15 protein-coding genes and 1 pseudogene are annotated in these 14230 nt (G+C 68.3%); 10 read left to right on the top strand and 6 right to left on the bottom strand.

Annotation, left to right across the window (positions count from 1 at the left end; all coding sequences use genetic code 11):
- The first annotated feature begins 55 nt into the window (after positions 1-55).
- Complete coding sequence (locus ACFQW6_RS10205; RefSeq protein WP_378544103.1) at positions 56-1528, top strand: NAD(P)-binding protein; 1473 nt, start codon at positions 56-58, stop codon at positions 1526-1528.
- Complete coding sequence (locus ACFQW6_RS10200; protein ID WP_378544100.1) at positions 1525-2802, top strand: MFS transporter; 1278 nt, start codon at positions 1525-1527, stop codon at positions 2800-2802. Before ACFQW6_RS10205 ends, ACFQW6_RS10200 begins: the two co-directional genes overlap by 4 nt.
- A gap of 111 nt (positions 2803-2913) precedes the next feature.
- On the opposite strand, the gene ACFQW6_RS10195 is transcribed toward ACFQW6_RS10200, so the two are convergent.
- Positions 2914-3825, bottom strand: a complete 912-nt coding sequence (locus ACFQW6_RS10195; RefSeq protein ID WP_378544097.1) for a DMT family transporter — start codon at positions 3823-3825, stop codon at positions 2914-2916.
- Positions 3826-5060: 1235 nt separating this feature from the next.
- Between ACFQW6_RS10195 and ACFQW6_RS10190 the strand changes: the two genes are divergently transcribed.
- Positions 5061-5813, top strand: a complete 753-nt coding sequence (locus ACFQW6_RS10190) for a hypothetical protein (protein ID WP_378544095.1) — start codon at positions 5061-5063, stop codon at positions 5811-5813.
- A gap of 767 nt (positions 5814-6580) precedes the next feature.
- Here the strand turns inward: ACFQW6_RS10190 and ACFQW6_RS10185 are convergent.
- Positions 6581-6757 (bottom strand): annotated as a pseudogene (locus tag ACFQW6_RS10185) (PASTA domain-containing protein); the annotation flags it as partial.
- Positions 6758-7612: 855 nt separating this feature from the next.
- Positions 7613-7915 carry a hypothetical protein gene (locus tag ACFQW6_RS10180; RefSeq protein WP_378544093.1) on the bottom strand — a complete coding sequence of 101 codons (303 nt, stop codon included), beginning with the start codon at positions 7913-7915 and terminating at the stop codon, positions 7613-7615.
- Positions 7916-8106: 191 nt separating this feature from the next.
- Here ACFQW6_RS10180 and ACFQW6_RS10175 point away from each other — a divergent pair, with 191 nt between their 5' ends.
- Together ACFQW6_RS10175 and ACFQW6_RS10170 are read left to right on the top strand one after the other, a co-directional pair.
- Entirely contained in the window at positions 8107-8412 is a 306-nt protein-coding gene (locus tag ACFQW6_RS10175) for a hypothetical protein (protein ID WP_378544090.1), read from the top strand.
- A 404-nt stretch (positions 8413-8816) separates the two neighbouring features.
- Positions 8817-9242, top strand: a complete 426-nt coding sequence (locus tag ACFQW6_RS10170) for a hypothetical protein (protein WP_378544087.1) — start codon at positions 8817-8819, stop codon at positions 9240-9242.
- Positions 9243-9306: 64 nt separating this feature from the next.
- Here ACFQW6_RS10170 and ACFQW6_RS10165 read toward each other — a convergent pair whose 3' ends face one another.
- Positions 9307-9555, bottom strand: coding sequence for a superinfection immunity protein (locus ACFQW6_RS10165; protein WP_378544085.1), 249 nt, complete (start codon positions 9553-9555; stop codon positions 9307-9309).
- An 89-nt stretch (positions 9556-9644) separates the two neighbouring features.
- On the opposite strand from ACFQW6_RS10165, the gene ACFQW6_RS10160 reads away from it, so the two are divergent.
- Positions 9645-9926 carry a hypothetical protein gene (locus tag ACFQW6_RS10160; RefSeq protein WP_378544083.1) on the top strand — a complete coding sequence of 94 codons (282 nt, stop codon included), beginning with the start codon at positions 9645-9647 and terminating at the stop codon, positions 9924-9926.
- Positions 9927-10005: 79 nt separating this feature from the next.
- Here ACFQW6_RS10160 and ACFQW6_RS10155 read toward each other — a convergent pair whose 3' ends face one another.
- A complete protein-coding gene (locus tag ACFQW6_RS10155; protein ID WP_378547523.1) occupies positions 10006-10590 on the bottom strand; it encodes a maleylpyruvate isomerase N-terminal domain-containing protein in 585 nt (194 codons plus the stop codon).
- A 6-nt stretch (positions 10591-10596) separates the two neighbouring features.
- Positions 10597-10788, bottom strand: a complete 192-nt coding sequence (locus tag ACFQW6_RS10150) for a maleylpyruvate isomerase N-terminal domain-containing protein (RefSeq protein ID WP_378544080.1) — start codon at positions 10786-10788, stop codon at positions 10597-10599.
- Positions 10789-10887: 99 nt separating this feature from the next.
- Here ACFQW6_RS10150 and ACFQW6_RS10145 point away from each other — a divergent pair, with 99 nt between their 5' ends.
- From ACFQW6_RS10145 to ACFQW6_RS10130, 4 genes are all read left to right on the top strand, one after another.
- The gene (locus ACFQW6_RS10145; RefSeq protein WP_378544077.1) at positions 10888-11646 is read left to right on the top strand and encodes a TetR/AcrR family transcriptional regulator; all 759 of its coding nucleotides are present in this window, start codon (positions 10888-10890) and stop codon (positions 11644-11646) included.
- 1 nt (position 11647) lies between these two features.
- Positions 11648-12694, top strand: a complete 1047-nt coding sequence (locus ACFQW6_RS10140; protein WP_378544074.1) for an LLM class flavin-dependent oxidoreductase — start codon at positions 11648-11650, stop codon at positions 12692-12694.
- 128 nt (positions 12695-12822) lie between these two features.
- Entirely contained in the window at positions 12823-13176 is a 354-nt protein-coding gene (locus tag ACFQW6_RS10135; RefSeq protein ID WP_378544071.1) for a DoxX family protein, read from the top strand.
- A gap of 66 nt (positions 13177-13242) precedes the next feature.
- A complete protein-coding gene (locus ACFQW6_RS10130; RefSeq protein ID WP_378544068.1) occupies positions 13243-14175 on the top strand; it encodes an NADP-dependent oxidoreductase in 933 nt (310 codons plus the stop codon).
- Positions 14176-14230 lie beyond the last annotated feature (55 nt).

Below are 14230 nucleotides of genomic sequence, written 5' to 3'. Positions count from 1 at the left end.
CTCGGGTCGATACTGTCCCACTACATCGATCCCCGTCAATGCTCCAGGAGATGTTGTGACCACTTCATCCAGTCCCACGCTTGCCGCTTCCGTGCCGGTCGTCATCATCGGCGCCGGCCCCATCGGCCTTGCAGCTGCTGCGAACGCCGCGGAGCGCGGCATGAGCTTCGTCGTCCTCGAGGCCGGCCCGGATGCCGGCGCCACGGTCGGTGAGTGGTCGCACGTGCGGCTGTTCTCGTCCTGGTGCGAGCTCGTCGACCCCGCCGCACGCCGTCTCCTCGACGTAGCCGGGACGTGGACGGCACCCGACGACAACGCCTACCCGACCGGCGGGGAGTGGCGCGACGCCTACCTGCACCCGTTGGCGGCGCTGCTTGACGGTCTGGATGGCGGCTCGGTGCGCTACGGCGCGCGCGTGGTGGGCGTGGGCCGTGCTGGCCGTGACCTGATGGTTGACTCCGGCCGCGAGGGCGACCCGTTCGCCGTCCACGTCGAGGGTCCCGCAGGCCGCAAGCGCCTCCTCGCCAGCGCGGTCGTGGACGCCTCCGGCACCTGGACCAGCCCCAACCCGCTCGGCGCCGACGGCTACCCCGCCCTGGGCGAGACGGAGAACGCCGGCCGCATCACCTACGGCATCCCCGACTTCCGAGACCCAGCCGTCGCCGCCCGATACGCGGGCAAGCACGTCGCCGTCGCCGGCAAGGGCGCCTCAGCCCAAGGCGTCCTCATCGGCCTCGCCCAGCTCGCCAAGACCGACTCCGACACCCGAGTGTCGTGGCTGCTGCGCCGCCCGTCCGTGGGAGACGCGTTCGGCGGTGGCGACAACGACCAGCTCGAGCAGCGCGGCAAGCTCGGCCAGGACGCCAAGGCCGCCGCAGCCAGCGGCCTGGTGACCAACGTGACCCAGTTCCGCACCGAGTCCGTCACCACCCAGGCCGACGGGCGCCTGACGATCGCCTCGGTCAACGGCCAGCAGGTCACCGACGTCGACGAGGTCATCGTCGTCACCGGCTTCCGCCCCGACTTCGAGTTCCTGTCCGAGGTCCGCCTCGACCTCGACCCGGCCCTCGGGTCCGCCCGCATCCTCGCCGACCAGATCCACCCGGACCACCACAGCTGTGGCGATGTCCAGCCTCACGGTCACCGAGAGCTGGGCCAACCTGAGCAGGGCCTGTTCCTGGTGGGGATGAAGTCGTACGGCCGCGCGCCGTCGTTCCTCGCGATGACCGGCTACGAGCAGGTCCGCTCCGTGATGGCGGCCCTCGCCGGCGACCTCGAGGCCGCCGACCGCGTCGACCTTGTGCTCCCCGAGACCGGGGTCTGCAACGGCGCCGGCGCGTTCGACGACCCCGACGCCGTCGCCCTGTCCGGGGCCGGCGGAGGTTGCTGCGGACCCGCCCCGGCCGCCGAGGCGCCGCTGCGGCTCGAGCCTCAGCTGCTGACCATCGGCGCACCGGCCACCGTCGGTGTCGGCGTCGGCGTGACGTCTGCTGCGACGGAGGAGAGCAGCTCGGGCTGCTGCGGATGACGCAACCCCCCACGACCGGCGCCAGCGTCGGTCAAGCACGGCTCGTCAGCCCCGGAACCGCTTTCACTGCGGTCCCGGGGCTGTCCCGCGCCGTCGCCGTGCTGTCCGTGACGGAGATCGTGTCGTGGGGTGTGCTCTTCTACGCCTTCCCGGTCCTGGCGAGCAGCATCAGCGCCGACGAGGACTGGCCGATGGTCTCGCTGGTCGCGGCCTTCACCGTCGCGCTCGTGGTCTCCGGCGCCTGCGGCATCTGGGTGGGGACCCGCATCGACCACGTAGGGCCGCGCGCCATCATGACCGCCGGGTCGATGCTCGCCGTCATGGCGGTACTCGCCCTCGCGACCGCTCCGACGTTGTCGTGGTTCTTCGGCGCGTGGGTGCTGGCCGGCGCCGCGATGTCCGCAACCCTCTACGCGCCCGCGTTCGCCGCGGTCACCGGGTGGAGCGGTGACGACGCACGACGTCGTGTCAGGTCGCTGACGGCCATCACCCTCATAGCAGGGCTCGCGTCCACCGTCTTCGCGCCGTTGACTGCGTTCCTGCTCGTGCACCTGGGATGGCGCGACACCTACCTGGTCCTCGCGGGCGTGCTGCTGGTGACGGTCCCTCTGCACGCCTGGGGGCTCAGGCCACCGTGGACGCCGACCAGCTCGCGGAGCCGCGGGACGCCGCTCGAGCAGCATGACGAGCGCGGCGCGCCCGCCGAGATCGAGCACTTCGACGTCCGGGCGTTCAGCCTCTTGGTGGTGGCGATGGCGATGGCCGGGTTCGCGGTCTACGCGGTGGTCATCAATTTCATGCCGCTGCTGACCGACAACGGCCTCACGACCGGCCAGGCTGCGACTGCACTCGGCCTGGGTGGTGTCGGTCAGGTCGTCGGTCGTGTGTTCTACGGGCCTGCGTTCGCCCGCCTGCGACCTACGGCCCGTGCCTCGGCGACCGTTGTCGGAGTCGTGGTCACTAGCGGCGCGCTGGCGGTGTGGCAGTCGCCGTTCGTCTTGGTATGCCTGCTGTCGTTCGCGTCGGGAATGGTGCGTGGCATCTTCACCCTCATCCAGGCCACCGCGGTGGTGGATCGGTGGGGTGTCGGCGACATCGGGCACCGCAACGGCATCCTCACCGGAGCGATCACCGTCGTGTCGGCGTTCGCGCCGTGGATGGGCGCGGTGCTGGCAGCGGTGCTGGGGTCGTACGACGCGACATTCGCGGTGCTCGCCGGCCTGGCCGCGGCCTCACTACTAGTCCTGCCGCGCGCTCGCCGGACGGGAGCGTGATGACCTCGCCTCGGCCACTGCCAACTGCGTCGTGGTGGGCATCCGGACCTGCCACGTTGAGCGAGCGGATCTTCCGATGAGGGAGCGTTCGCCGCATGGCCTATGGAGGGTTCACGACGGTTCGTGTTCCGCGGGCTTGCGGGTGAGGTGATACGCGGCGGCGCTGGCTGTCGCGATGACCACCAACGCTGCGCCGAGCCACTGCCGTTCCAGCAGCCGATCGCCCACGAGATAGCCAGCAGCCAGCCCGAACACCGGGATCAAGGGCAGAAGGGTCCCGGCTGTCGACGCGGGGACGCCTCGCAGACCGCCAACGTAGAACCAGAACGCGAGCCCGTAGTAGATCGCGCCGGAGGAAGCCGCCAGGGCCCAGGTCGCCCCATCGGTGGGGAAATCGAGTACCGACAGGCCCAGCGCCCAACTCGTGGCCGCCGCTGCGACCGCGAAGATGAGGGCCGCGACCTGCTGACCCAACACAACCTGTAGGGAACCATCGTCCAGTAGGAGCCAGCGGGTCAGCACCGTGTAGATCGCGCAGGCCAGGACGGCCCCCATGGTGAGGCTGATCCCAGCGACATCGCCAGTGGCGCCCGGCCGATACACCACCAGAAGGACTCCGACGAGGGCCACGGCGACGGCCGTCACGGTAGCTGCTGCAAGCCGTTCACGAAGGATCAACACTGCGAGCAACATGATGAGCACCGGTTCCGTCGCCCACAACAGGACCGAGAGGCTGGCGCTGATGTTGACCAGGCCCAGCAACCCAAGTGCGTAGGCAAGCCCGGGATTGAGGACGCCGAGAAGCGCGAGCCTGCCGAGGCTGGGCGACCAGCGAAGGGGAGCCCTGAACACCACGACCCCCGCCGCGAGCAGCAGGGAACTAGCGAGAAGTTCGATGGCTAGCAGGGTGAGCGGGGCAACGCCACGGTCAAGGACTTGCTTGCTGAGGACTGTTCCGCATCCCCAGCAGGCGGTCGCGGAGACCAACAAGAAGACGTGGCGGTATGACATGTCTTTGGGCATGGCTGTGACTCCGACGAGGAGGAGGCGGACATTGACGGGCGGAAGAGCAGGCAGACACAAGTGGTCGGCCGTCAGACCGATTGGTTCTCGTCGTCACAGCAGTCGTAGGAAGGCAGACGAACGCATCGAACGCCGCTCACCGTGCCCATGCCATGACCCTAGCCACCACGTCGACCCTGCGGAACGAGTTGAACATCCAGATCTGCCGCGTCGAGGGCGGCTACGCTCGCCCGGATCTGCCGCGATGGGTGCGTCTTTTCGCCGCTTGTCAACGCCCGGTCATTCGCCATTCAACGGGCAACCCCGGGTGAGGTCTAACTGCCAGCACCCTGCCCACTGTCCCGATCCTCAGCAGCGGCGCGTATGCCGAGCCGAACCCCGAGGGCGATTACGGCGGTTAGCGTGGCGAGTGACCCGCCTCCAATCATGGCCCAACCCAAAGCCAGGCCAAGACCGCTGCCGTCGGCAGATGCCACTCCAAGGTCATCGACCTTCAGCGTGGGCCAGGACAGGCCCAGAGCGACCCCGCCGACAACCTGAGCCATGACGCCGCACCAGAGAAGCGTCCAGATCGAGCCAATCGAGCTGGACGCTGCGGCCGAAGTTGCTGCCACTGATCGATGGGAGCTCCCGCTGATTGACCCCTTGTTGCTCAGTAGTCGTTCCCGTTCTTCGGGAGGCATCCTTGCGAAGAACTCGTCGCGCTCCTTCGCGCGGGCGAAGGTGAACTCGAGGGGGTCGTCGCCCGATTGCAGACTCATCGAGACCTGCTGTCTTCCGGGCGTCTCGAGAGACGCCACGTTGAGCCATGCCTCGATTCGGGCCGCCTCGCCAGCAAACAATCCAACCCCGGCAGACCCCACGCTCAGAGCTCGGAGTCCAGAGCCTGACACCCATGCGAAGTCCATGTCTGCAGCCTCAAGCTGCTGCCTAGGTGTCGGAGCCAAGTTCCACACCTTGCCCTGTACGGCCACGCCACGTCCCTCGCGAAGGCTCGCTTGTCGCGAGTCGGTGGCCACACAGTAAAGAAGTTCAACCGACGCGTCAGTCGAACTGGACGACGAGGTACGCCCGGCGCGGCGCATCATTCCGCCGCATCCAAGTATCGCGACGACCTGTTGCGCCTAGGCAGGATTCGCGCACCACGTCGGCACGACGGAGCTGCCACACCCCAGACAAGACCCAGAGCCGTCGAATCGGCAATTGTGTCGGCGTCTCGTCGTAGGGTCAGCAGCATGACTCGGGAGACCTTCGCCCGCTCCGGCCCAAGCGGCACGCGCACCTCACTCGTGTTCTTTGCGACCGCCGTCCTCTTGCTCCTGTTGGCCGGCTGTGGTGGCGGAGATGCCGACGTGACCGACTCCGACTCGTCGGACGCCTCGGAGACGCCCGCCGAAACGAGCGAGGAAGCAAAGGTGGACGACGGAACTATCGTGGAGTCTGGGTTCGGGCAGCAAGGTCAGTACGCGTGGGTGACAGCGCTGGTCCGCAACGATTCCGACCACGGCGGGCAAACGGTGACTGTCAACTTCAACGTGCTCGATGAGGCCGGCGAGCTGGTCGCGTCGGGAAGTCAGGTGTCATCGTTTAGCTGGGCCGACCAGGAGGTGCCGGTCGCCACGCAGGTAGACCTCGGGAAGCGCGTGAAGGCCGCAAAGATTGAGGCAGCGGTCCTGGTCGAGGACGAGGGCACCTTTGAGGAGTACGACCCTGAGGGCTGGCAGACTGAGATTCCGGGCAAGGTCTATCAGCCGGAGTACTCCAACACGTGGGGTGCGAAGTTCACCGTCGCTAACCCGAGCGCCGAGCCGCTCGACGGTTCGGCCCTGCAGGTCGTCTGCCACGACGCTGCCGGCAACATCATCGGTGGCTCCTCGGCCTACCCCGAGCTGATTCCACCGTCGGGCAAAATCCTCGTCGACGTCTCATCGGTCTACGCCACACAAAAGCCGGCCGACTGCCTCGGCTATCACACACCGTGGATGTGAGTCCCACACCCGAGGCAGGTACGGCACGCGGCGAGGCGCCGAGAACACGAATGCGCCGGTAGCCAGACCGCCAGGTCGCTCGTCCAGCCGTGCGTTACCAACCTATTGCTGTTCCGGATGCGGCGCGGAGCTCAATTCGCATTCGACAGCAGGAGTGCACGCCCACGCGGCCTCCCGTTCGTTAAGGTGCGTCTATCCGCCGCCTGGCAGCGTCACCGCAACACCGCTGATGGCGACGTCCGGACAATTGCGCCGTGGACTCCGAAGCAGTCTTGGGGCTTTGGTCACGGTTCCGCGAGGACGAGGTTTGAGGCCACGACCTGCCCCATGTCGTTGACCGCGAGCTGGACGGCCCAGTACGACGAGCAGTCCAGCTCCTCGTCTGGAGTCAGCGTCACGGTCGCTACGCCGCCAACCGAGCGGGCTTCGAATGCCGCGGGGTGGGCGCACGCGTGGGTCGGGGGATCACTGGTGATGGCGAGGGGCCCAGGCCAATCCGAGACCACCTCTACCGCTGAGAACGGACAGACCCGTCCGGCGTAGGAGCTGGCTGGCGGGCACAAACGCCATGACGACCGGTCCGTCGGCTCCTGTGTGACGCCGCGCCGTACTCCTCCGAGGAACAGGGTGATCGGGGTGTCGGCGGGCGGTCCGGCCAAGTCGCCGCGAGCAAAGGCGGCAAACTTGCCACCCGATCGACGTAAGAGATCGCTGGTTTCCCACAACCCCAGCCCACACTTCGCCCTGGCAGGGCGGTTGACCACCAAGGTCACCGTGGCATCGGCGGCCACGTCGCTCCCCCAGGCCGGCCGCTGCTCCAGCACCTCGCCGCGGCGTACGCACGCGCTTCCGCGCACGCTCACAAGCCTGACCGTCAGGCCCATATCACTTAACGTGTGCCGCGCTCGACGAGCCGGGAGCCCAGCAATCCGCGGCAATGTCATCACGTCGGCCTCGGCGAGAGCAGCCCCCACCGAATCAGAGACGGCAGGTGCAGCTGTCTTCTCGGTGCCTGGCGCGCCCGGACCCGAGCATGCCCCGAGGACGACAACGATCAGCGAAATCGGCAGGAGGTACCGCCTCGATCGGAAGCGGCGTGCTCCGGGCATTAAGTCCGCCTCACGGTCCACCCTCCAAGGCTAGCGATGGAAACGCCTGGGCTGGCCGCATTCCATGCGTCTTACCGCCGCTTGATGGCGCCGCCCGTGAGTTACCAGATCTGCCGATGTCCGGAAGCAGCATTACTCTGACCGTTGTGATGGGCCGGGACGGTTACAAGTCGGAGATCGAGGCCGCCTGGACCCGCGTGGTCGACGACTGCGGTTGCCCAGACCTCTACTACTGCCCAAACTCAGTCGACATCGAGTGCCCGCGACACAGCGGGTTCAAAGCGTGCTGCGCTCGACCGGATCGCCACATCTCGGTGCGCTAACCCACATCCGGATCTGCCTCGCTAAGGGCGGCAGATCTTCCGATCAGCCGTTCTGGTTGGGCAGACTGGGGGATGAGTTCGCCCAAGGAGCCGTGGGTCGAACGTCTCGATGGGGGACCACCGAGCCGCGAGTCCCTCGGCCGCCTCGTCGACGAAGACGGCGGTCGCGACGAAGCGGAGAACGGCTACTACGAATCTTCGGCCGACCCTCAATTCGTCGCGAACGAGACGGCGCAGCGACGGTTCCGCGGGCAGTTCCGGAGGCGGCTTCGACACCAAGAGGCGAAGAGGCGCTCCCCCGACTCCGACAAGCGATCCTGAACGTCCGGATCTGCCGATGGTGCGCGGATCTGTCGATGAGCGGGCGTCACGATCTCGCCGTGAACTCCACGGCTCGGAGCACCCCGATGAGGTGCGACAGGTCGTGCCACGCCGCCTCTGGGATTCCGTCCGGCTCGTCGTGCACGACCTCGTCGAGGTCGTCGCTCACCTGGCCGACCGTGAACGTCGATGGCTCGATGGTCAGATCGAACGCGTCGTCCACTGGCAGGTGCCAGTAGTAGTCCACGGCTAACGACACCTCGGGTCCGAGACGAGCCTCAGTGGCGTCGAGGGCTCGGATCAGAGCAGAGCGTAGGTCGGCGATGGCGACGGTGATGGACTCAGCCATGCGACGGAGCATGACAGACCGAACGCACGCACATGCCGGGATGAGTGCACGGATCTGCCGGTGAGCGGCAACTCCAGGTGGCAGGCTGCGAACATGCTGGACGAAGTCATGGGGCGGCGATTGCGTGCTGTCGAACGCTTCGCTTGGCAGTCGGACGACGGCTCGCCGATCAAGAGGTCGGCTCGGTCCACATGTGGTTCGAGGATGGACGCGGCTTGCACTTGGACGGAGCCAGCGACTGGACGCTCCTCTGGTCAGTCACAGAGCCCGGCGATGACGGCTGGATCGGCCAGTACCTCTACGACCACGACGGGCGATGGGTCATGCGTGCGGCGACGGACGAGCCGCCGTTCGTCGGCCTCGCCGGTTCTCGACTGGTTTCTGGGACAGCCGTGTTCAACGAGGCTGAAGAAGTTGTCGGACTCACTCTGGGCTTCGAGGGACAAGAGGTGTCGCTGAGCCTGTACAAGGGCGAGGTCAACACGTCGTCCCGGTGACAGAAACGTCCGCTCATACCGCGACGAGTGCGCGCACATGTCGGTGAGCGTGCATTCGATTGACAAGGAACTACTGTGAGGTCGTGGCGATCCCTGTGTGCGCTGCGCACCTCCCGTTTGAGCCAGGACCACGGCTCGCGGGCGCCACTTGTCTGCGGGCGGCCGAGCATCGCGGCCCACATTGCTGGCGGGAGGCGGACGGACGGCCAGCAGCCATGTGGTCGACAGGTGGCAACCCAATCGTCTCCCCCGAGGGGTCGATGCTCGTGAACACCGACGTTCTGACGGACGCCGACGGGACTGTCTGGCGGTAGGGCAAGTCCGGATCTGCCGAGATGCGGGTTGTTGCTAGGCCGTGGGTCGAGGTGACTCTCCACGCAGGATGGCGAGCCTAGGCTGGTCGGATGGACCGCTCATCGAAGTGGACGCCACGAAAAGGCATCGAGCAAGAATGCGCACGCCGTGGGGAGCGCGCTGTGGTGGATGGATGCGTTGACTTGCTCATCGACCGCGGAGCAGACCCGGATCTGATCGTCGCGCTGGGGGGTCCACCGGCTAGGTGGGCCAAGAGTGGCGAAGCGAGTGGGCCGACGTACTGGCTCAAGGTGTGGGCGGCTCGGGGGCTGCTCTGGAACTGGGACGAGGTCGCTGTCCCGGCCGTCATCTCCGTCCTGGATGATGATGCTTGGCGAGTGCGTGAGATGGGACTCAAGGTGGTGGCTCGCAACAAGATCGGCGAGGCGGCCGCGATCGTTGCAAGGCTTGAGAAGGATTCGTCTGCCCGCGTTCGTGCAGCCGCAGAGCGCGCCCGCGTGCGGCTCGGAGCCTGACCGCATCGGCCGTCCGGGTCTGCCGCTGGTAGTGAGCGCAACTGCCGATGAGCGAGTGACGTGACTAGGCGACCGCTGAGCGTGAGGCGGGGACGGCGTTGTGCGGCGCAGCGGCCTTGACCATGGCAACGATCCAGCCGACGACGGTCCATCCCAGGAGCAGGTTGAGCCAGAAGACCTCCATGTGGTTGGACTTGCCACGTGCTGCCGCAACCATCCACGGCGCCATGTAACCGAGTGTGAAGACAGCACCGATCATCGAGAGCAACGTCGCCATCGGTTGGTCCCGCTGATCGGTTATGTCTGCGCCCATGGCCGCAAGCTAGTCGCTACACGTCCGTCGTGTCCGGATCTGCCGCGATGAGTGCGACGCTCTCGAAGGAGTCGCACTAGCCTGAGTAGGTGTCCGAGAAGGCAGCGCGTCAACTAGCACGCCAACAAGTGGCCGCCTACCACGAGGCAAACCTCGCCGAACTCGTCACACACGTCGCCGGCGCGATTGATCAATTCCGCGACGGTGATCTCGACCCATTCGATATGGACCGCGTGCTGTTCCAGTACTCCCGAGCGGCGAAAGAGCTCTGGAAGTACTGCACCCTAGGCAACGTCGAGGTGGCCGCACGGTACATACGGGAGGACCCGGCGATCGACTGGTGGGAGCGCGGAGCCTTCAGGGAGCGGTGACGCGGATGCGTCATTCCGCCGCCTGTCGGCGCCACGCGACATCCGGATCTGACGGCGAGGGGCGCCGCGACGGTATGCGTCAGGGCCCGGGGAACACATGTCGCAGGGCGTCGCGGGAGTTGGCGTCGCTGACGGTTGGCGGAGTGTGGGCGGCGTCGAGCCGACCGTAGACGAGGCGGGCGAGCGCCTCAGCAGGAAGTTCGAGGTCGACGGGTCCGTCATGCGCGTCGACGGGCCTGAAGGCAGCCGCCTCAGGTTCCAGCTCGATGACGAACGACCTGACCGGTTGGGTGGTGTTGACCCGGACGGTGCGCTGCTCGCCGGCGGGCTGGGCGGTGAAGCGGGCGACCAGCTCGAGGTGGTCGGCCACGACCTCTGCCGACGTGGGCGGCAGGACGGCGGCCGGGTCGTGGACTACCTCGATGTCCCAGGTGTGGAACGCGTGCTCGTTGAGTCGCATCGCCACGAAGTCAGCGAAGGTCAGCGTCATCGGTCCCATCGCGAACGTGACGCGCTCACGGTCCTGGCCCGACACCGCCTCGAGGGCCTCCGACAGCTGGGCGTCAGCCGAGAGGGCGTCGCGGCGCTGCTGAGCCGGAGCCTTGCTGTTCCACTCGTCCCAGACGCTGGGCGCGAAGTCCTCGGGTGTGTCCGCACCGTCGATGGCGTCCTACAGCCTGCGGGTGGTGATGACGGCCCCTGAGCCGAGGTGGGACAGCACGTCGGCCACGCTCCACTCGCTCGGGTACGCGGGCTGCGTCAACGTGTCGTCGTCGAAACGGTCCGCCAGTTCCCGGAGCCGGTCAATGGAGCCGCGGAGCGCCTCGAGGTAGGTCGCGGCATCGGCGCGCGCATCTGACATGGGGCTCTCCAGGGGCTCGGGAACGGGCATCTGGGTCCACTCTCGCAACAATTCCAAGAAATGGGGAATGTTCCCCACTTGGCGTAGGTTCTGATGACCATGGAGCTGAGAGCAGACGCCGCCCGCAACCGGGCCGCCATCGTCGAGGCCGCGCGCACGGTTTTCGCCGAGCAGGGCCTCGACGCCCCGCTGGACGACATCGCCCGCCTCGCTGGCACTGGGAACGCGACGCTGTACCGGCGCTTCCCCACGCGCGGTGACCTCATCGAGGCGGTGTTCGCCGAGCGCATGGTCGAAGAGCTCGACGCCGTCGAGGCCGCACTCGCGAACCCTGACCCGTGGGATGGGTTCGCCTCCTACGTCACCGCGGTCGGCGCGATGCAGACCCGCGATCGCGGCATCGCCGACCTCGTCACGATGGACGTCACTCGCGCCCCAGAGATCGAGGCCGTCCGGGCGCGCGCGTTCAAGGGGCTGGTGAAGCTCATCGCCCGGGCCCGCACCGCGGGTGTGCTGCGCGACGACTTCACCACCCAGGACGTCGTCCTGCTCCTGATGGCCAACGCCGGCCTCGTCGAGCGCACCCACGGCATCTCCGAGCAGGCGTCCGCCCGGCTCCTGCACGTCCTGCTCGACGGCCTGCGCGCCACCGCCGCCACCGACGGCCCGGTTGCACCCGGCGCACCGGACACCGAAGAGGCGATGCGACGCAACAGCGAGCACCGCCTCGGCGCCAGCACCCGTAAGACCAAGGGCAGCAAGAGCACCAAGGGCAGCAAGGAGCCCGTTTGCCCCCAGACCTCACCTGCCAGCACCGCAAAGACCAGCACACGTTCCGCTTCTGAGAAGGACAACTGAGATGAGCTTCGAGCTCGGCGTCTACACGTTCGGCAACACCCCCCGCACCGCCCAGGGCGACTCCGGCGGCTACGGCCCGACCGCGCAAGCCATCCGCGAGGCCCTCGAGGCCGTGCACCTGGCCGAGGAGGTCGGCCTGGACTTCTTCGGCTTCGGCGAGCACCACACCGCCTCCATGCCCCTGTCCTCGCCGACGTCGATGGTCGTCGCCGCCGCGGCGTCCACGCAGCGCATCAAGCTCGGCACCACCGTCACGGTGCTCTCGACGGATGACCCGGTGCGGGTCTTCCAGCAGCTCGCCACCGCATCTGCTCTGGCCCCGGGTCGCGTCGAGGCGGTCGCCGGGCGCGGCTCGTCGTCCATCACGTTCCCGCTCTTCGACTACGACGAGGGCGACTACGACCTGCTGTACGCGTCGAAGTTCGAGATGCTCCTTGCCCTCAACGCCAACGAGCGCCTCACCTGGGACGGCCCGCACCGCAAGCGCCCGCTCACCGATGCGCTCATCGTGCCCCGCCCGGAGCAGCCGCTGCGGATCTGGCTCGGCACCGGCGGCAGCCCCAGCTCGGTCGGCCGGGCCGTCGAGCTCGGCGTCCCCATGTTCCTCGGCATCCTGGGCGGCACCCCGCAGCACTGGGCCCAGTACGGCCACGCCTACCGCAACGCCTGGGCCGAGATCGGCCACCCGACTCAGGACGCCGGCATTGCCGTCGCCGTCCACGGGTTCGTCGGAACCGACAACGCCGCCGCCAAGGCCACCTACCTCGACCACGAACTGAAGATGTTCGCCACCGGCGCCGCCGAGGTCGGCCGACCCGGCATGGCCCCCTCCGGTCGCGAGGCAGCGATGGAGCCCGGCGGGATGGTCTTCGCCGGCAGCCCCGACGAGGTCACCGACCGCATCCTGCACCTGCACCAGCTGCTCGGCCACGACCGCCAGATCCTCCAGATGGACGTCGGCGGCATGCCGCACGCCGACTACCTCAAGAGCATCGAGCTCCTCGGCACCGAGGTCCTCCCGCAGGTCCGCAAGGAGCTCGGCCAGTAGCCAGATCCCCACAGCACCGCCGCATTCAGACCGCACGACCCAAGACCTCGCCGCCCGGCCAAGGTCCGCACACCCTCACGCGACGTCGACCCGACGCCGCCTCCCCGTGTCACGCAACAGGAGAACCCGTGTTCATCGCGCTCGTCATCACCACCGCCCTGCTCGCCCTCATCGCCGTGAACTCCGCGGTCATGAAGCTCCGCAAGAACGAGCAGGTCGTCACCACCATCCACGGCACCGTCGGCGTCCCGATGACCGCCCTGCCGGTCCTCGCGGGCCTTGAGATCGCCGGCGCCGTCGGCATCGTCGCCGGCCTGTGGAACGCCCCTCTCGGCGTCGCCGCCTCCGCCGGCCTGACCGCCTACTTCGTCGGCGCCGTCATCGGCCACCTGCGCGTACGCGACACCAAGGGCGTCGCCATGCCGCTGGTCCCGCTCGCGCTGTCCATCGCGGTGCTCGTGCTCCGCATCGTCACCGCCTGACCCGGCCAGCCCCACGCATCCATCCGAACAGCACCCCACCAGCACCCACAAACCAAGAGGAACCCCATGAAGGCCTACGCCCTCACCGCACGCGACACCCAGCCCACCCCGTCCGACCTGCCCAACCCCGACGCGGGCGCCGGTGAGGTCCTCGTCGACGTCGAGGCCGCCTCGGTCAACGGCTTCGACCTCTCCGTGGCCGCGGGCTACGTCTTCGACATGCTGCCCCACGAGTTCCCCGTCGTCCTGGGCCGCGACTTCGTCGGCACCGTGTCCGCCGTCGGCGACGGAGTGCACACTGTGGCGGTCGGTGACCGCGTCGCTGGCGTCATCCCCGGCATGTACCTCGGCCCCCGCACCGGCGCGTTCGCCGACCACGTCGCCGTCACCGCAGACGCCGTCACCAAGGTCCCCGAGGGCGTGCGCGTCACCGACGCCGCCGTCATCGGCCTGGCCGGCATCGCCGCCCACGACGCCATCGCAGCGCTCGACGTACAGGCCGGCGACGTCGTCCTCGTCTCCGGCGCCACCGGCGGCGTCGGCTCCATCGCCCTCCAGCTCGCCCTGGCCGCCGGAGCGACCGTCATCGCCACGGCCCGCCCCGGCGCCGAGGACGAGTACGTCCGCGGCCTCGGCGCGACCCACACCGTCGACTACGCCGGCGACGTCGCGGCCGCCGTGCGCGAGCACGCTCCCGAGGGCGTCGACAGGGCCCTGCACTTCGCCGGCGACGCCGCGGCCATCGGGCAGACCCTCCGCGAGGGCGGCGCCGTTGCCACCACCCTCGGCGCCACCGCCGAGCAGCTCGGCCGCGACGACGTCACCCTCGCGCCCATCATGGCCGCCGCGACCGCCGACAAGCTCGCCGTCCTGCTCGACCACGTCGCTCAGGGCAACCTGCGCGTCAACGTCGAAGCATCCGTCCCGCTCGACCGCGCCCACGAGGCCTTCGCCCTCTTCGCCGACGGCACCCTCGGCAAGGTCCTCGTCACCCGCTGACCCCCCGCCACACCACCGCGCGGGCCGGCCAGAACACGCCTGGCGGCCCGCGCCA

It is taken from the genome of Nocardioides sp. GCM10028917, assembly GCF_042666175.1.
Classification (GTDB): domain Bacteria; phylum Actinomycetota; class Actinomycetes; order Propionibacteriales; family Nocardioidaceae; genus Nocardioides.
The sequence above is the reverse complement of the archived record's forward strand: the minus strand, read 5'-3'. Positions and strand labels throughout refer to the sequence as shown.